Here is a 17373-nt window from a genome sequence, read left to right on the forward strand (position 1 = left end):
ATCCGGCCGGCGCGGCTATTCCCGGATGTACAGTTTCCCGCCGGCGTTGAGCCCGCCCCCCTGCATCGTGAAGTCGTAGATCGCCTTCCCCCGGTTGCTGTCCACGATCAGCGCGTTGCCGATGACGGTGTACGTCCCCTCCGCGTTGCCGCCGCCGAAGGATGACGCGGTGGTCGTCGAAGCGTCCGGGCTGTAGTGCGAGCTGCTGGCGGACACCTGTGAGGACGACGACATCTCGAACCGCCCCTGCCCGTCGAACCAGACGGTCTCCTCATAGGCAGACGAATACGACCCGCTGTTGGCGATGCTGGACGAGCGGTTGCTCGCGTAATACGTCCACCGGCCCGCGAGTTCGGTGATGGCGTTGCGGTTGACGGTGGGCGCATCGATGCGGGCCGTCGCCACCATGCCGTCAAGCGCGGCCCTGGCGCCGGCAAACGTGTTCGGGTAGGCCAGGACGAGCATCCCCAGCGTCGTGTTCTGGTCGCTCAGCACCGTGACGGAGCGCCCGAGGACGCGCTGCCGGGTGGAGGCGAGGAACAGGTCGTACTCGCCGGCCACGACTTGGCGTCCCGAAACAGCGGTTTGCTGCAGCAGCGACGTCGGCTGCCCCTGGAGCCCGAGCGCCGAGCCCAGCGCGATGAGGTCGTTCTGGATCTCCGCCGGCGTGGCGCTGATGCCCGGGGCGACGAAGAGGCGGGCGCTGGCGTCCGGGTTGACGAAGACCCGCAGCCGGCCCTCGGCCCGCTCGAGCGACCAGCCGGCGGGGATCTGGTACCGGACGTTCCAGCCGGCGACGTTTTGGGTTTCCTGGGCGAACACGGAGGTGGCGACGAGGCCGAGCGCGAGGAAGGCGTATGCGAAGCGGTAATACATGTTGGTATCCTGTTCGATGCGATGTGGGTGGCTGGTAAATGCAGAAGCCGGCTTGCCGCTCAAAAAGGATAATCGTCCCGAAAAGTAGGGCGTCGCGGGTGGGATGCGGGAATCATCAGGGCAGATCGGTACGTTTGCCCTGTGTGAAGGATTTGGAGTAGGGTGCGCCGTACTTCATTACACGTCTTAGAGAACACGCATGCCCACGCCGTATGCTCCAGCGCGAACGACCGTTTCGGGGCGGACCGTTCGCGTCGCCGACATGGATCTGTATTACGAGGAGTACGGCGTCGGTGAACCGCTGGTGCTCCTCCATGGGTTCGGCGGCTGCACCCAGAACTGGCATCCCTTCACGGCCGAGCTCTCGGCGCATCATCGCCTGATCGCGGTGGACCTGCGAGGGCATGGTTATTCCACGAATGCTGGGAATACGTTCACGCATCGCGAAGCGGCAAAAGACGTATTCATGCTGCTGGACACGTTGGGGATCGCGACCTGCTCGGCGATCGGTATGAGTACAGGCGGGATGATCCTGCTTCATATGGCAACGAGCCAGCCGGCGCGAATCGATGCGATGGTCCTGGTCAGTGCGACGACCCACTTTCCCGACCAGGCGCGGGCCATCATGCGCTCAGCCTCGTTCGACACCATGCCGCGCGACGTCCGGGAGATGTATCTGGAATGCGCGAAACGCGGTGATGACCAGGTGCGCCGGCTCATCGCGCAATTCAATGCCCTGGGCGATAATTATGATGACATGAATCTCACCGCGCATGACCTGTCGGCGGTCACGGCGCGCATACTGGTGGTGCACGGGGATCAGGACAGGTTCTTCTCCGTCGCTATCCCCGAGGCCCTGTGTAACGCTATCCGGGACGCCACGTTGTGGATGGTCCCCGGCGGCGAACACGCCCCCATCTATGACCCCGCGGTCCCGTTCACCGCGACCGTCCTGCGGTTCCTCGGTCGGACCGGCGGCACTTAGCCGGCAGTGGTCTAACCCACCTTCCGGAGCCGATGCCCGCACGTTCCGGGCACGCTGCCAGACATGCCAACACCCGTAATCACCATGCCAACACCTCGTGAATCCCCGGTCAAGGACGGCGACGCCTGCCGCGTGATCGCCGGCACCCACGCCGGCAAGTCGGGCATCGCGCGCGACATCAACACGAGCAAAACCAGCGCGGTGACGATCACCGCCGTCCTGACCTATCCATGACCACCGATCCATCCCTCTTCGACGCCATCGTCATCGGTGGCGGACCCGCTGGCCTCAGCGCCGCGCTGACGCTCGGGCGGTCGCGCCGCCGGGTGCTGGTCGCGGCGAGCGGACCGGCCCGCAACGCGCCGGCGGAGGCCTCCCACAACGTCTTCACCCGCGACGGGACGCCCCCTGCCGAACTGCTCCGCATCGGCCGCGAGCAGCTCGCGCCGTACGATGTCGTCCTTCGCGACGAGTGGGCGGTCCGCGCCGTGCGGATGCGGGACGTGTTTGTAGTGGCGTTCGCCGGCGGCGCCCGGTTCGAGGCGCGGGGACTCGTGCTGGCCACGGGCGTGCGCGACATCCTCCCCGCGGTGCCGGGACTGTCGGAGCTGTGGGGCCGCGGCGTGTTCCATTGCCCGTATTGCCACGGCTGGGAGGTCGCCGGCCGGCCGCTCGGAGTCTACGCCAGGGGGATGGATGTCGCCCGTACGCTTCACCTCTGCATGCTCGCCCGCGGGTGGTCCGGCGACATCGCCCTGTTCGCCGACGGCCCGGCGGGGCTGCCGGCCGAGGAGCGGGCGCTTATCGAGCGGAACGGGATCGTCGTGCGCGAGGAGCGTGTCGAGCGGTTGATCGGCCGGGGCGGCGAGCTCGAAGCGGTGGTGCTGGAAGGCGGCGTGGCGGTGCCCCGGGGCGGACTCCTCGTGGCGCCGGCGCAGGAGCTGCGGAGCGACATCCCCTACCAGCTCGGGTGCCAGATGACGGCCGATGCCCGGGTGGAGGCCGAGCATGGCGTCCAGACCGGCGTGCCGGGCGTGTTCGTCGCCGGCGACATCGCTCCGGGGATGCAGTCGGTAGTCGCGGCGATGGCGAGTGGGACGTTGGCCGGCGCGATGCTGAACCACTATCTCCTGGAGAAGGAGTTCGCTGGGTAGGCGGACGCACGACCAACGCTATGCGACATCTTCTCATCCATACCCTGCTCCTGCTGTTCGCCCTCCCGCTCGCGGCGCAGGACACGATTCAGCCTGACACGCTCGACTGGCACGGCTACTACCCGCTCGAAATCGGAAATGTCTGGGAGCTGCGCTTCGATGGGGCCTTTCTCAATCTCGTGCGGCGGCAACGCATCGAGGCCGACACGCTGGTGGCCGGCCACCGGTGGTTCGTTCAAACCGAGTTCGTTGGGGGCGTTGAGTTCGGTCAGGATGTCGCCCGATACGACACACTCCTCCTGCGCTACGACGAGCCGTACGGCCGCGTCCTGGCGCGGCGGCCGGCCAACGGCGAAGAGTGGGATTACACGTGTGACCTCTCCGGCGACTTCGGGGCCGAGGTCTCGTGCGGGGCGGACCTGGACGAGTATGTGTATTCCGTTCCCTTCGAGGGAGGATATGTCACTGATCCGAACTACGATTATCCCCTGGTTGTTGGAGACGACACGATCGCATTTGCAGCGGTCAAAGGTAGTCGGGTCACGGGTGGATCGGGCCTCATCGGCTACTATCACGGCGTGGGGCCTCTGCCGACGTGGGGCGATGACGGGTACGGCGGTACGATCGCGTTCAGCTATCTTCGCCTGGGCGGCGTGGAGTATGGCAAAGCTACCGCATTTGTTGGCATCGAGGAGGTCCCGGAACGTGTGCCGCCCCACGTGTCTGTATACCCCAATCCGGCGCGCGAGAAGCTGTGGATTGAAGCCGGCGAAGGGGTGCGATCGATATCCCTGTACGACAGCCAGGGCCGGCTGGGGTTGCGGCGTGGTGCGTGCGGGAGTCCGTGTAAAGTTGACCTCGGGGCGTTGGCGCCGGGGGTATATGGGGTGGAGGTGGAGTTGGAGTCCGGGGAGTTGGTGAGGCGGGGCGTGGTGGTGCGGTGAGGGATCGAACGGGTGCCGGCGGCGTCTCTCAGGGTCGCGACCCGACCGACCATGCAAGATGGAATCGTCCCCAGCGGCCCGTCCGTGACCAAACTTTCCAGGAGGGTGATCGTTCACCCGAAAAACTCCTCTTATGAGGGCCTCAACCGCCATGAGCACAGCCGACGTTCAATACATATCCGACGAGCATGGTGACCTGAAGGGCGTCATCTTGCCGATTGCGCTCTGGAGAGAAATTCTCGCTGAAATCGAGACCCATCACCTGCTTAAGAGTGATGCCATGAGGAAACGGCTTCTTGAAGCGCGGGAGCGGCAGGAAGGAGTTCCGTTTGAAACGGTCCTCGTTCAACTCGGGCTAAAATGAGAAGCGTCGAGTTTGATGCGAATGGATTTGAGGATCTTGCGGGGTGGATACAACAGGATCGATAAACGGCTCTCCGAATCGTAAGCTGATTACGGAAATCCAGCGTACCCCGTTTGAAGGTACCGGAAAGCCGGAGCCGTTAAAATTCGAGTTAAAAGGATGTTGGTCAAGGCGCATCACACATGAGCACCGTCTGGTGGATGAGGTGATTGATGATCGCATCCGGATACTGGCGTGTCGTTTCCATTATTGACTGGCGGGAGGATAGTCCTCTATTTCCGAATATATCGATCCAACGCTACCCATCGCCGGCAATGATTGGCGATAATTCAAGACGAGCATCTTACCGAGCCCTCACCGTAGTCGTTCTACTCCTAACATTGGCTACCACCCTTTCGGCCAAGGCGCAGACCTCATCCGTCCAGTTCCCCCTCTGCCTCAGCGAAACCTGACGCTACCTCGTCGACGCCGCCGGCGAGGTCGTGCTCGACAGCCTACCCATTTTCCCCGGGCCTTGAGGCGCTCGGCGTGCCTCGGTTGGGAGCCAGGCCGTGTCTGTAAATGTGTTAGGGTATACCTGTGCGTTGAATGAACCCTCCAAAAGCGTAGGATTACGCATCAAGTTCGGGATACGGCTCGGTCTGAGGCATTTCAGGCGGAGCCTAGAACGACAAGGCCACCGTATCATCGAGCCGCGCGATGATACCCCAGCCGTAAAATGAATTGGCCAGGGCGATCATCACCTCGTTTTCTCCGACCTGTAAAGGCAACATGACGGACGTGTTCTCGATCGTACACCGCCCACGCGGCTCCTTCATGCCGGGCAAGCCATAATAATTGGTGTCGACATGGAGCAGCCGGCCGTTGATAAATACCCAGACCTCGTCGCTGAAGCCGAGGTCGAGCCGGCGCTGCTGGATAGTGTCGGAGGTGAGCGTGGTTTTTAGCCACACGAGGCGCCGGCTCTTACCGATCGGTGCGCCAAACGGCCGGCTCAGATTGACCAGCGCGCGATGTTCGGCCTCGATGGGAGTCCAGCGGGCCGAGCTATCCGGCAGGTCGGAAATCAGGGGACTCCCGATCATGCGCGGCACATCCAGCACGAGGTTGCGCTCGATCGGAAAATCCCGCGGCTCAGACACCAGCCAGTCGCGCAGATACCGTGGATCGTTTATCGTGGGGTCATAACCGGCCATGGCCGGCAGGCCTTCGGTGGCTCCCGGCCGAATCACCATATTGGCAAAGATGGCATTTCCGCTCAGCGAAATACGCCCGGAATCTCGCACGCCCTCCAGGATAGGTACGTGAAGGGCCGGCTTGGTGAGATCGTTGACATAAACGACCATCTGCTTTCCGGAGATCACCAGCTTCACGTGATTCCACCCTTCGCGCGTAATCGTCGCGGCCGCCTGGTAATCGTCGGTCAAATCCCACAGGCTCATCGAATCCACGACCGTGGCGTATTGCAGCGTCGTGCGCGACTGCGGGCTCACGGGCCAGAAGGCGCGGATATAGAAGTGCTCCGACTCCGAGCGGTCCTCGGACTCCCTGAAGTTGATGCCGACGAACCCACGGTCGTTTAATTCCACATCGAACGCGATCGTGCCATCCGAGAAATGGACATCTTTCAGAAACAGCTGTGCGCTCCCGTCTGCGCCACGCGCCGCCGGCATCGACCGGTGCGTGATAAACGCGACGCGTTCGGGCTCGGCATCCCAATAGGCGGAGGTCAAGGGTATCCTTATCTCACCCTCCTGGGCATAGAGGGGGGCAGCCTGATAAACCAGAACAATCAGAAAGGCAACGTTCTGTATGATGCGACGGTGTTGCATGGTGATTGGTGGAAATCGAGTTCTGAAGTAGACGGAGTATCGCTAACCGCTTGGCCCGGCGCTTAATCGGCCGTTATGCCGTCCATATTGTCCAGCCTGGCCATAATCGCCCATCCGAAGAAGCTGTTGGCCACGCCAATAAGGAGTTCGTTTTCGCCCGCCGACAGCGGCAGCGTAAACGTCGTGTCATCTATCGATATCTGTCCGAATGGGTCTTTCATGATGGGGTGGCCGTAGAGGTTTTTGTCGACATATACCAGGCGCCCGTTCACCAGGACCCATACCTCATCACTAAAACCGAGGCTCATCTGCCGCGATTGATCGGCCCGAGAGGTAATCGTTTTTTTGAGCCAGACAACACGTCGCGCCTCGTTTCCACCAAAACGTCGACTCAGGTTGACCAGGCCATCACGCTCGGCGTTTATGGTCTCCCACACGGTCTCGTCGGAGGGTAAGTGTTCGCTATAGATGCTTGCCCCCGATGCGCTCACCAGTTCGCGGCCCGGCGGCAATGCGACGGGCTGCGTCACTTCCCACGAATGCAAATAGCGGTGATCGTACCGGGTCGGATCGAACCCGGCCTCCGGCGACACGTCCGGCGTGTCACCGGGCTCAATCACAAGATTGGCGAAAATGCCGCCGCCTTCGAACGCAATACGTCCAGCCGAGGCTTCGCCGGCGAGTTGAGGGACAACGAGGGTGGGGTCCGTCTCGCTGTTTACAAAGACCTGCATGTGCCGGTCTGCGACGACCAGTTTGATGTGATTCCACCCCTCCTTGTGCAATACCGCCGGGCCCTGATAGCGAGGATGTAAATCCCATAACGCTACCCCTTTGGTGAGGGCGGTATATTGGACCGCATCGGGGCCGGTTGGGTCATCGGCGCGATAGGTACGGAGATAAAAGAGGTCTGAATGCTGTGCATCCGCGCGCCTGAAATGGATGGCGGACAGGAAAAAGTCGGTGAGTTCGACGTCAAAATGGATCGTTCCATTCGTGAATTCGACGTCTTTCAGAACGACCTGCGCACGGTTCGTGAACAGTTCGCCGGCCCCGCCTCCTCGGATTTTAATGGCGGGAACAGCATTGTGCGTAATAAACTCGGCCCTTCCCGGCTCAGCGTCCCAGTACGCAGCGGTCATGGGGACCTTCGTTACACGGTCTTGTCCGAACAGGATGGAAGCCGGCATCAACAAGACGGCGAAAACGATGACTGTTTTCATGGGATATCGGTTTGTGTTCAATGAAACGTTCCACACCTTTTTTGTGTACGCCTCGTAAGGAACTGCCAGCCACGTGAGCGATGCCAGCCAGGTCGTGTACAAGTTGGTGCAAGTTGGTTCAAACCGGCCTTTTAACGCGGAAATCCTATGAGACAGGATGCATTCGTCGAACAGGAGCGAGCGCTCGAATGCTGCAAGGCGCAGGTTGAACAACGGCTGGGTTGGGGCGATTCGGCCCGGTGGACGTCCCACGAATTCGAAGAGCTGAGCGTCCGCATCCAGGACCAAACCGGCCGCGTCATCAGCGCGACGACGCTGAAGCGGCTCTGGGGAAGGGTGACGTACACCAGCCGCCCGAGCCGGCATTCGCTGGATACCCTCGCGATTTTTCTGGGGCACAGCGCTTGGCGCGGTTTTGCCGACACCCTCGTGCCGGCGGCCACGGCACCGGCATCGCCAAGCGCCCCGATCCCCTCACGCTTCGAACCATCCTCTCCGGCTCACCGCCTGCCCAGAACGGCGCTGTATCTTTTCGGCTCGATAGCCCTGCTGGGGGCGGCGGTGGTTGCCTGGTCCGGGTTGGCCGGGTCTCCCGAGAAACCCCGGGCCGTAGACCCATCCGAGGTCGTTTTTAGCAGCCGGCCCGTGACGCAGGGTCTCCCCAATACCGTGATTTTTGAATACGACGTGCAGGGCGTCCGGGCGGACAGCTTCTTCATCCAGCAGTCCTGGGACAATCGCAGGCGCGCCCGGGTATCGCCTGAGGGCCAGACCTTTACCTCTACCTATTACGAGCCGGGCTATTTTAACGCGAAGCTTCTCGCCGACAGCGTCGTGCTTGCAGAACATGGGTTGCATATCACTACCGACGGCTGGATGGCCCTCGTCGAGGTCGAACCGGTGCCCATCTACGTACAGGAAGCCTTTACACCCGGTGAGGATTATCTGTCGGTATCCTCCGACTGGCTGCGCGAACGGGGGATTGATGCCGGCGAAAAACGCCTCACGGTCAGCTACTACAACGTGCGATCGTTCGGTCCCCTGCACATGGATCGGTTCTCGCTGACGACGACATTGCGCCACGGCATGGAAGACGGCCGATATCCCTGCAAACACACTCAGATCGTGGTTATCGGGGAAAGAGGGGCTCTGATGATTCCCTTGAGCATCCCGGGTTGTGTCGGCGACCTGGGCCTCATGCTCGGGGACGTGTATCTGGACGGCTCGACAAACGACCTCTCCGCGCTGGGTGCCGACCTGTCCACCTGGCAACGGACGCGTATCGATGTTTCCGGGCGGGACGTGCGTATCCAGGTCGGCGCCAATCCCCCCTTTAACGCGCGCTTCTCGATGGACGCGGGGCGTGTGGTCGGGCTCCGCATCCGCTTCGAGGGCACGGGAGCAATCGACGAGGTGACGCTGCAAGACCCGGAAGGACGGGTCGTTTACGAAGAATCGTTTTGATAGCGTAAGTGCCTGGTAAAGTCCATCACGCCCTCATCGGCCGCGTGATTTCATCGCGTTCGAACCGGAACGTGATGCACCGAGCTAGACGAAGCACGCAGCAGCGATCGCCGGGTGGTTGCAGGATTTTTAGCACGCTACCGCGCATACCCTTCGGAGGCGACTCCTTGAGGCCCCCTTTTCGAAGTCGCGCGTTGGACCGTATCCTTCAGACGCCCGCAGGGGTGCCCCTAAGGAACGCGTACAAATCCTCGCTGCGATGAACCCATTCGCCATTCTCTCCGCACTTATCCTCCTGGCTACCTCAACGCCAGCGATTGCTCAGTCACCGGCGCAATTCCCCCTCCGCCTCAGCGATACCGGACGCTACCTCGTCGACGCCGCCGGCGCGATGCGTGAGAAGAAGGGGTTATCACTTGCAGAACCGCTTTGAACCAACTTGCGTTACACTCAGACTTCAACGAATGTCCTCTGCGATCATGGAAAAGGTAAACGTCACCGTAGCGCAAGCCCGTCTTTCGGAGCTCATCGAGCAGGCCGCTCGCGGAGAGGAAGTAGTCATTTTGCGAGGTGACGGGGCTTCCTTCCGGATTGTCCCCGTGGTAGAGGTGAAGCCGCGACCGCGCTTCGGGAGCGCCAGGGGACGCATCGTGATGGCCGATGACTTCGATGCGCCACTCGAAGACTTTGACGCGTACGCTCCATGAAGTTGCTGCTCGATACGCACAGCTTTTAATGGTTTGTAGAAGGCAGTAACAGGTTAAGTTCTACTGCGCGTTCGCATATCGAGAACCCCGACAACGAGCAATTTCTGAGCATAGGCAGTCTCTGGGAGATCGCCATCAAGGCTGGTCTGGGCAGGATAGCGGTGTCGATGACGATGAGCGAGTTGATCGAGGAAGAGGTCCTCGGCAATGCGATTTCTATCTTGCACGTAGAGGGACGTCACCTGGACGTATTGAGGCACCTACCCTTTCATCATCGGGACCCTTTCGACCGCCTTCTCATCGCCCAGAGCCTCAGCGAGGGTATGCCCATTGTGGGTAAGGATGCAGAATTTGGGAGATATCCGGTTTCTTTGTTGTGGTGAGAACCAAGGCGCGAGGCGTCACCTGCACCACACATCTCTGAGCCTTCCGCAAAAGATGGGACGCCGGCAAGTCCGGCTCCGAGCGTTACGTCCAAGCGAGTCGAGGCGGACGCGATGCCCTCCAAGATGCTCGAGAGAAACGTGTCTGTTGTGACAGACGGGAAGGGAATAGCCATCCTGAAACGGTTTCGGGTTACGCTGCGCTAACCCGACCTACGGATTGGCGCTGGAATCGGGGGATGCTGTGCGGTACTTTCTGGCGAATCGCATAACCCCGCTCGCCATGCTTCCACTCCGTTCGATTCGCCGGCTGTCCGCCGCGCTCGTTTGCACCCTCGTCTTCGCCTCCGCCGCGCCGGCGCAGACGCCCTTCCCCCTCCGCCTCAGCGACACCGGACGCTACCTCGTCGACGCCGCCGGCGCGCCGTTTCTCATCAAGGAGTTCTCCGCCTGGGGCCTCCTCCAGGCGATCTCCGAGGAAGAGGAAGCCGCCTACCTCGACAGCCTAAAGGCAGAGGGCTTCAATGCGGTCATGACCAGCGTTGTCAGCAATGCGCCGAGCCAGATGGGGGGCAACCCGCCGTACTGGCAGGGTGTGCCGCCGTTCACGGTCGAGTGGGACTTCTCCACGCCCAACGAGGCCTATTTCGCGCACGTCGACCGCTTCCTCCGCATGGCCGAGGAGAAGGGCTTTTTCGTGATGCTGGTGCCCTGTTACCTCGGGTACCCCGGCGATGCCTCGCAGGGGTGGTGGAACGAGATCCGTGGGCCGGCGAACACGCCGGAGAAGCTGCGCCGCTACGGCGAGTTCCTCGGGAAACGCTACGCCGGCACGCCCAACATCCTCTGGATCCTCGGCGGCGACAACGATGCGAAGGGCGAGGACGAGCCGTACATGCGCGCGATGGTCGCCGGCATCCAGGCGCACGACCCCGACCACCTCTGGACGGGCCACTTCGACAGCACGTCCGGCACCCCCTGGAGCACCGACAACCCGCTCTATGCGGAGATGATGGACATCGACGCGTTCTATGTCTGGAAAGAGATCTCCCTGGGCGATCGCGGGCCGCAGTACGTGAGCGAGCTGGACCGGTACCGGCGCGGCAAGATGATCATCCAGATGGACCAGAGCTACGAGCACGACGTCCCTCACTACGCCGACAACGAGAACCCCCAGTGGATCCGGCGCAAGATGTACGGCGGCCTCCTCAGCGGCGCCGCCGGCACGTCGTTCAGCTCCGGGACGCTCGACAACCAGGCCTACTGGTTCAAGAACTGGCAGGACGTCATGGACACGCCGGGCATGAAACGGGTGGCGGACGTCTTCCGGCTGTTCGACCGACTGCCCTGGCACGACCTCGTCCCCGATCGCACCACCGACGTCATCGTCGAGGGCCGCGGCACGTTCGGGAGCCTAGACTACGTACCCGCCGCCGGCACGCCCGACGGGCGGTTCTACGTCCTGTACCTCCCCTCCGGCCGCACCTTCTACGTCAACATCCAGGCGATGAGCGGCAAAACCATGCGCGTGCACTGGTACAACCCGCGCACCGGCCGCTCCATCCGCATCGGCCACGTCGGCGCCGGCGACACCCGCTTCGGCATCGTCGCGCCCGACGATCAGGACTGGGTGATGGTGTTCGACAGCGTCGAGTCGTTTCAGATGCCCTGAAGGATTAGCGATTAGCGATCAAGGATAAAGGATTTGGGAGGGCTTTTCCTGGCCCCAAACGCCGCCAAAAATCCTTGATCGCTAATCCATATGAGCAAATCGCTAAGCCCCCAATCGAGTTGGGTGCCTGCCCCCGGCTTGACCGGAGGATGACGTGGAAGGTGCATCCGTCAGTTCCCCGCTGTCTTTAAACATTAAACCTCGATCATTGAACACTGAACCTGCATGCGCAGGTTCAGCCCGCCGTGACTCGTTCGCTGGACGGCGCCTCCGAGGCAAACCGCCGGCGCGGGGCGGACAGCACGAGCATCCGGAGCGCCTCGGAGTCCGCGGCGGCCTTCCAGTCGGCCTCGAAGCCCGCGCGCTGGACGATCTGCGCGATGGCGGACAGGGCGCGTAGGTGGGTCGTCCGCATGTCCGGCGGGCCGGCGAGGACGAACACCGTGTGCACCGGCTCCGGGTCGCCCGGAAACAGGATGCCCTTGTGCGAGCGGGCGATCACGATCTCGAACGTCGGCGCGTGGTCGATCATGATGTGCGGGATGGCGAGGCCCGGCAGCAGCACCGACGGGTGATGCTGCTCGCGCTGATGCAGCCAGGCGGTTACGGCCTCGGGCGTCGCGCCGAGGCGCGGTGCGAGCACGCCGCCGACCATCGAAAAGAACCCGTCGAGGTCGATCTCGTGGACGATGTCCAGCACCGGGCAGTCGATCGCGAGCCGGTCGAACCGGTCGCTTTCGGCCGCCGTCGATTCGTCGTGGAGCAGCGTCATGATCCGGTCGCCGGCCTCGAGGGCGATGCCGCTGTGGAACGGCATCACGGCCGCGCCGCGCTCGACAGCCAGCGGCAGATAGGTGTCCTCGGGCAGCACGGCCTGCACCAGCGCATCGCCGGCGATCGGCCGTTCCAGCATGACGGGCGAGGTACGGACCATGCCCTGGTCGATCCGGTAATCCCACCGGGTCAGGTCGCGCGGCCCGCCGAAGAGGGACTGGATGCCCAGGTGATCGGTCAGGGCGACGTGCCCGTCCGCGTCGCCGCTGCCGACGATGCTGACCTCCGGGATGCGGAACACCTCGCGCGCCATGCGGGCCACGAGGGCGTTGACTTCGGGGTTGGCGGTCATGACGAGGCAGCCGCGCGCGCCGCCCGCGCCGGCCTCGCTCAGGACGTCCTCATCCAGCGCATTGCCCTGTATCGCCAGCAGGCCGTCCGCGCCGGCGGCGTCGCAGTGCGCCGGGTTCCGGTCGATGAGGCGGACGGGGTGGGAGCGGGCCAGCAGCTTGCCCAGCGCGCGGGCGGAGGGGCCGGCGCTGACGATGATGTAGCCGCTCCGCTCCCCGCTCGTGCGGACGAGTTCGCCGCGGCGCTGCAGCCAGTCGGTGCCCCACTTCAGGAAGACGGGCACGGTGGCGGTGGTAAAGATGGCCATGAACACGAGGATGGAGAAAATCTCCTGGCTGATGAGGCCTGCCGCGAGGCCGATCTGGGCGACGATGATCTCGACCGCGCCACGCCCGTTCATGCCGGCTCCGATGGTCAGCCCCTCCCGCCAGCCGTGGCCCGTCGGCAGGTAGAACAGCGCGGTGCCGGCGATCTTGCCCACCGTGGCGAGCACAACGATGATGGCCAGCAGGCCGAGGTTCGTCGTGAAGACCTCCAGCGAGACCGCAAAGCCGGCCGTGACGAAGAAGATGGGCGCCAGGAGCCCCAGCGACACGACGCGCACGCGATCCACCAGATCCTTCGCCATGGCGCGCCCGAGCGCCTGCTCGCGCAAAAAGAGGCCGGCCATGAAGGCGCCGAGGATGCCGTGCATGCCGGCGACTTCCGCCAGCTCCGCAAACAGCAGGACCACCAGTACGAAGAACATAAACAGCGCCGGGCCTTCCATCGATTTGAATCGCCGGAGCTGCGCCCCCACCCACGGAAAGACCTTCAGGCCCGCCAGGATCACGACGGCGAAGAAGACCACCGCCTTGAGCACGACGATCGACAGCGCCCCCACGCTGAGCGCGTTCGTGTCCGCCACCCCCATCAGGCCGGCGAACAGGATCAGCGACAGCGTGTCGGCGATGAGCGCGCCCGCCATCATCACATGCGCGATGCGGGTGTCGAGCAGCTGGAGGTCGACGAGGATGCGCGATTTGGTCGCGAGGGAGGTCACCCCGGCCGCGATGCCGACAAAGACGCCGGCCATCGCCGTCCCCCCCGCCCATACCACCGCCAGGTAGGCCAGCACGAAGGGCGTGATGAAGCCGCCTATCGCCGCCAGAAAGCCCCCCATGGAGGCCTTCTTCAACTCGCGCGGATCGATCTCCATCCCGATGTAAAACATCATAAGCAGGATGCCGACCTCGGCCAGTACCGCGAGCGCCGGGCCGCCGTCGAGCCACCCGAGGAGGGGCGGGCCGAGGACGATGCCGGCCAGCAGTTCGCCCAGGACGGACGGGTAGCCGAAGCGCGACGCCAGGATGCCGGCCAGCCAGGCGGCGAGGAGGACGAACAGCAGGTTGAGAATCGAAAATTCCACAGGCGTTTCGGGTAGGGCGCGCGCCGGGCGTCTGCCGGCGGTTCACATGGAGATACGTATCCCATGCGTCCCGGGGCGGTCGTGGTGACCAGGCGCTTGCGCGTTCAGGGGAAAGGCGAACGAAAAGAAGCGGGTGGGGCGTCGGCGTGGAGCGTCAGCCCCTGCGTTCGTACACCTGCAGAAGCCCGAGCCATCCCGCGTGGCGGCAGTGGATGGCGTAGATGTGCGATGGCGTTATCCGGCGCGTGCTGATCATGAAGGGGTCGGTGCGTTGGACACGTCAGGTAGCCAGAAGGTATGCCACCGCCCCGCAAAGGTTTCAGGTTCGGCCGCGGCGCGTCCAGGGGGATGGGGCCTCCGATGCCGGCGCGGACCGGGGCGCCGGCTTCTTCCGATGCGCCAGCGCCGCCGCCGCCAGCGCCGCCACGTCGTCCGGCACGCGGTCTATGGTCGCGAGCGCCTCGGGCGTAAAATGATCCGGGACGAAGTGCGTCGAGAAGCGGCCCGAGCGGAAGGCGTCGTGCTGCATCACGTAGCGGCAAAACGGGATGGTGGTCTCGACGCCGGCGATGCGGTACTCCGCGAGCGCCGCGTCCATGCGCGCGATCGCCACGGCGCGCGTCGGGCCGTAGGTGATCAGCTTGGCGATCATCGGGTCGTAGTAGATCGGCACCTCGCCACCCTCCTCCACGCCGGCGTCGACCCGCACTCCCGGGCCCGAGGGGGGGCGATGCACGCGGAGCGGGCCGGGGTCCGGCAGGAACTGCTGCGCGGGGTCTTCGGCGTAGATCCGGCACTCGACGGCATGGCCGTCGATCGCGAGGTCGTCCTGCGTGTATCCGAGCGGTTCGCCCTCGGCGATGCGGATTTGCTCGGCGACGAGGTCCAGCCCGGTGATGCATTCGGTGACCGGGTGTTCGACCTGGAGCCGCGTGTTCATCTCCATGAAGTAGAAGTTGAGGTCGCGGTCCACCAGAAACTCCACCGTGCCGGCGCTGACGTAGTCCACCGCCTGCGCCGCCCGAACGGCCGCCTCGCCCATGCGGGCGCGGACGTCGGGGGTGAGGATGGCCGACGGGGCTTCCTCGATGACTTTCTGGTGCCGGCGCTGGATCGAGCACTCGCGCTCGAAGAGGTGGACGGTGTTGCCGTGCGCGTCCGCCAGCACCTGGATTTCGATGTGGCGCGGCTCGACGATGTACTTCTCGATAAAGACGCGCGGGTCGCCGAAGGCCGAGCCGGCCTCGCGCTGGGCCGTCTCCAGGGCGGCGCGAAATTCCCCGGACGCCGTCACCAGGCGCATCCCTTTTCCGCCGCCGCCGGCCGCCGCTTTGATCAATACAGGATAGCCGATGCGTTCGGCGAGGTCTTCCGCCTCGGCGGGGTCCGCGATGGCGTCCGGACTGCCCGGGGCCATCGGAACGCCGGCCTCCTGCATCAGCGCTCGGGCGGCCGTTTTGTCGCCCATGGCCCGGATCGCCGGCGGCCGTGGACCGATGAAGCGGATGCCGGCGTTTTCGCACGCCTCGGCAAAAGCAGCCCGCTCCGAAAGGAAACCATAGCCGGGGTGGATGGCGTCCGCGCCGCTGGCCCCGGCAGCCGCGATAATTTTTTCGATGACCAGATACGACGCCGCGGAGGGGGCGGGGCCAATGCCATAGGCTTCGTCGGCGAGCTGGACGTGCGGGGCCATTCGATCGGGTTCGCTGTACAGCGCAACGGTTCGAATGCCGAGCTGCCGGCAGGTGCGCAGAATCCGTACGGCGATCTCGCCTCGGTTGGCGATGAGCAGCTTCCGGATTTTTTGATGATGCGCCAAAGTTCGGATTTCTTTTTGCTGGAAGTTAGCCGATGAACACCTGATCAGACGGTACGCTCGAGGATGCGTTGTCCGATAGGTCGGTCCGTCCAGATTTTTGCTCCCCTCTGGATCGAAAGCAAGGCTGAAAGGTAAGCGTTCAACTAAAGATATGGCGACTTGGGCACCGACAATGTCGGAGAAAAAGGATTACTATAAAATTCTCGGGGTACACGAGCGAGCCGCGCCTGAAGAGATCAAGAAAATGTACCGGCAGCTGGCTCGTGAGTACCATCCGGACCGTAATCAAGGGCGGTCCGATGCCGAGGAACGCTTCAAAGCGGTCCAGGAAGCCTATGATATCCTGTCCGACCCGCGCAAGCGCCGCATGTACGACCACCAGCGGCGCGAACCGATCGAGTCCTTCGAGGCGCCGAACGGCGACTCGTTCTACCGCCAGGCCGACGGGTCGTACGTCCGGCGCGAACGCCGCCGGCCCGCCCAGCCGCCGCAGGAATCGCAACCCTACACGAACGGCGCCCGTCCTTCGGGCGGCGTGAGCGGTTTTTTCAGCCGGCTCTTCGGCGGCGGCGAAGAGGAAGCTCCCCCGGGCGACAAACGGGGTAAACTGGATCTCGACACGCGACTTCGACTCTCCTTTACCCAGGCCCTCAAGGGCGGCAAGACCGAAGTCACGCTTCCGCATGGCGAAACCGTGCGCATCAAGATTCCCCGCGGCGTCCAGTCGGGTTTCAAGATTCGCCTCAAGGAGCGCGGTCGCGTCGGGTCGACGGCCATCGGCGACCTCTACGTCACCTTCGAGGTCGAACCGCACCACTTCTTTCGCCGCATCGGCGACGATCTGCACATCATCTGCACGATCAATCCCATCGAGGCCATGCTCGGCATCACCCGCAACATGGTGAACGCCTACGGCTCGCAGATCAAGCTCAAGATTCCCCCGGGCGCGCAGCCCGGCTCCAAGCTGCGCCTGAAAGGCCAGGGCGTGAAGACGGAACAGGAGACGGGGGATATGTACGTGCAGATCGATATCCGCGTGCCGGAGAACCTCTCCGTGCAGGAGCGCGAAATCCTTCGCGAGGCGGCGCGGAAGGTCAACCTGATCTGAGCCGGCGATCCGCTCGCGCGTGCGGCTCGGGATGGGGGAGACTGGGATGCAGCATGCGGGATGCAGGTTCACCGATTGAGGGCACGATTTTCTGGAAAAATCCTGCATCTTGCATCCTGCATCCCAAGAGCGTCCCGCCAATGTTGGGATGCAGGATCACGGATCAAGGGCACGATTTTCTGGAAAAATCCTGCATCTTGCATCCTGCATCCCAATAACGCCTCGCCAATGTCGGTACTATAAAAATATTTAGGACAAAAAGCGCTTTCATGTAATTTGTTTAATATGATCGCCTTTTATCTGTAAAAT

14 protein-coding genes are annotated in these 17373 nt (G+C 63.3%); 9 read left to right on the top strand and 5 right to left on the bottom strand.

The genetic code is table 11. The features are described 5' to 3' along the window. Positions 1-15 precede the first annotated feature (15 nt). A complete protein-coding gene (locus tag R2834_12830; protein ID MEZ4701214.1) occupies positions 16-876 on the bottom strand; it encodes a hypothetical protein in 861 nt (286 codons plus the stop codon). A 262-nt stretch (positions 877-1138) separates the two neighbouring features. Between R2834_12830 and R2834_12835 the strand changes: the two genes are divergently transcribed. The 6 genes from R2834_12835 to R2834_12860 all read left to right on the top strand — a co-directional run bounded on the left by R2834_12835 (position 1139) and on the right by R2834_12860 (position 4576). Next, positions 1139-1861 (top strand): alpha/beta hydrolase, encoded by a 723-nt coding sequence (locus R2834_12835; protein ID MEZ4701215.1) that lies wholly within the window; start codon positions 1139-1141, stop codon positions 1859-1861. A gap of 84 nt (positions 1862-1945) precedes the next feature. Continuing rightward, positions 1946-2095, top strand: coding sequence for a hypothetical protein (locus R2834_12840; GenBank protein ID MEZ4701216.1), 150 nt, complete (start codon positions 1946-1948; stop codon positions 2093-2095). Then, complete coding sequence (locus R2834_12845) at positions 2092-3015, top strand: NAD(P)/FAD-dependent oxidoreductase (GenBank protein MEZ4701217.1); 924 nt, start codon at positions 2092-2094, stop codon at positions 3013-3015. The genes R2834_12840 and R2834_12845 overlap by 4 nt, the downstream gene beginning before the upstream one ends. 20 nt (positions 3016-3035) lie before the next feature. Then, positions 3036-3959: a T9SS type A sorting domain-containing protein gene (locus R2834_12850; GenBank protein ID MEZ4701218.1), complete on the top strand. Its 924-nt coding sequence runs from the start codon at positions 3036-3038 to the stop codon at positions 3957-3959. Between the two features lie 151 nt (positions 3960-4110). Beyond that, complete coding sequence (locus tag R2834_12855; protein MEZ4701219.1) at positions 4111-4323, top strand: hypothetical protein; 213 nt, start codon at positions 4111-4113, stop codon at positions 4321-4323. 43 nt (positions 4324-4366) lie between these two features. Next, entirely contained in the window at positions 4367-4576 is a 210-nt protein-coding gene (locus R2834_12860) for a Txe/YoeB family addiction module toxin (GenBank protein ID MEZ4701220.1), read from the top strand. A 409-nt stretch (positions 4577-4985) separates the two neighbouring features. On the opposite strand, the gene R2834_12865 is transcribed toward R2834_12860, so the two are convergent. Both R2834_12865 and R2834_12870 read right to left on the bottom strand, forming a co-directional pair. After that, complete coding sequence (locus R2834_12865; protein ID MEZ4701221.1) at positions 4986-6155, bottom strand: hypothetical protein; 1170 nt, start codon at positions 6153-6155, stop codon at positions 4986-4988. 62 nt (positions 6156-6217) lie between these two features. Beyond that, a complete protein-coding gene (locus R2834_12870) occupies positions 6218-7378 on the bottom strand; it encodes a hypothetical protein (protein ID MEZ4701222.1) in 1161 nt (386 codons plus the stop codon). 147 nt (positions 7379-7525) lie between these two features. On the opposite strand from R2834_12870, the gene R2834_12875 reads away from it, so the two are divergent. Further along, the gene (locus tag R2834_12875) at positions 7526-8842 is read left to right on the top strand and encodes a hypothetical protein (protein ID MEZ4701223.1); all 1317 of its coding nucleotides are present in this window, start codon (positions 7526-7528) and stop codon (positions 8840-8842) included. A 1373-nt stretch (positions 8843-10215) separates the two neighbouring features. Further along, positions 10216-11604: a DUF4038 domain-containing protein gene (locus tag R2834_12880; GenBank protein MEZ4701224.1), complete on the top strand. Its 1389-nt coding sequence runs from the start codon at positions 10216-10218 to the stop codon at positions 11602-11604. A 235-nt stretch (positions 11605-11839) separates the two neighbouring features. Here R2834_12880 and R2834_12885 read toward each other — a convergent pair whose 3' ends face one another. Then, the gene (locus R2834_12885) at positions 11840-14137 is read right to left on the bottom strand and encodes a cation:proton antiporter (GenBank protein MEZ4701225.1); all 2298 of its coding nucleotides are present in this window, start codon (positions 14135-14137) and stop codon (positions 11840-11842) included. Positions 14138-14456: 319 nt separating this feature from the next. Further along, entirely contained in the window at positions 14457-15956 is a 1500-nt protein-coding gene (gene accC / locus R2834_12890; GenBank protein MEZ4701226.1) for an acetyl-CoA carboxylase biotin carboxylase subunit, read from the bottom strand. 172 nt (positions 15957-16128) lie between these two features. Here accC and R2834_12895 point away from each other — a divergent pair, with 172 nt between their 5' ends. Continuing rightward, positions 16129-17064, top strand: coding sequence for a J domain-containing protein (locus tag R2834_12895; GenBank protein MEZ4701227.1), 936 nt, complete (start codon positions 16129-16131; stop codon positions 17062-17064). The last annotated feature ends 309 nt before the right edge of the window (positions 17065-17373 follow it).

The organism is Rhodothermales bacterium (assembly GCA_041391505.1).
Lineage (GTDB): Bacteria > Bacteroidota > Rhodothermia > Rhodothermales > JAHQVL01 > JAWKNW01.

Bases quoted from the DNA above. Each gene is read 5' to 3' on its own strand.
- R2834_12830 (MEZ4701214.1), bottom strand. From the start codon at position 876: ATGTATTACCGCTTCGCATACGCCTTCCTCGCGCTCGGCCTCGTCGCC.
- R2834_12835 (MEZ4701215.1), top strand. From the start codon at position 1,139: ATGGATCTGTATTACGAGGAGTACGGCGTCGGTGAACCGCTGGTGCTC.
- R2834_12840 (MEZ4701216.1), top strand. From the start codon at position 1,946: ATGCCAACACCTCGTGAATCCCCGGTCAAGGACGGCGACGCCTGCCGC.
- R2834_12845 (MEZ4701217.1), top strand. From the start codon at position 2,092: ATGACCACCGATCCATCCCTCTTCGACGCCATCGTCATCGGTGGCGGA.
- R2834_12850 (MEZ4701218.1), top strand. From the start codon at position 3,036: ATGCGACATCTTCTCATCCATACCCTGCTCCTGCTGTTCGCCCTCCCG.
- R2834_12855 (MEZ4701219.1), top strand. From the start codon at position 4,111: ATGAGCACAGCCGACGTTCAATACATATCCGACGAGCATGGTGACCTG.
- R2834_12865 (MEZ4701221.1), bottom strand. From the start codon at position 6,155: ATGCAACACCGTCGCATCATACAGAACGTTGCCTTTCTGATTGTTCTG.
- R2834_12870 (MEZ4701222.1), bottom strand. From the start codon at position 7,378: ATGAAAACAGTCATCGTTTTCGCCGTCTTGTTGATGCCGGCTTCCATC.
- R2834_12875 (MEZ4701223.1), top strand. From the start codon at position 7,526: ATGAGACAGGATGCATTCGTCGAACAGGAGCGAGCGCTCGAATGCTGC.
- R2834_12880 (MEZ4701224.1), top strand. From the start codon at position 10,216: ATGCTTCCACTCCGTTCGATTCGCCGGCTGTCCGCCGCGCTCGTTTGC.
- R2834_12895 (MEZ4701227.1), top strand. From the start codon at position 16,129: ATGTCGGAGAAAAAGGATTACTATAAAATTCTCGGGGTACACGAGCGA.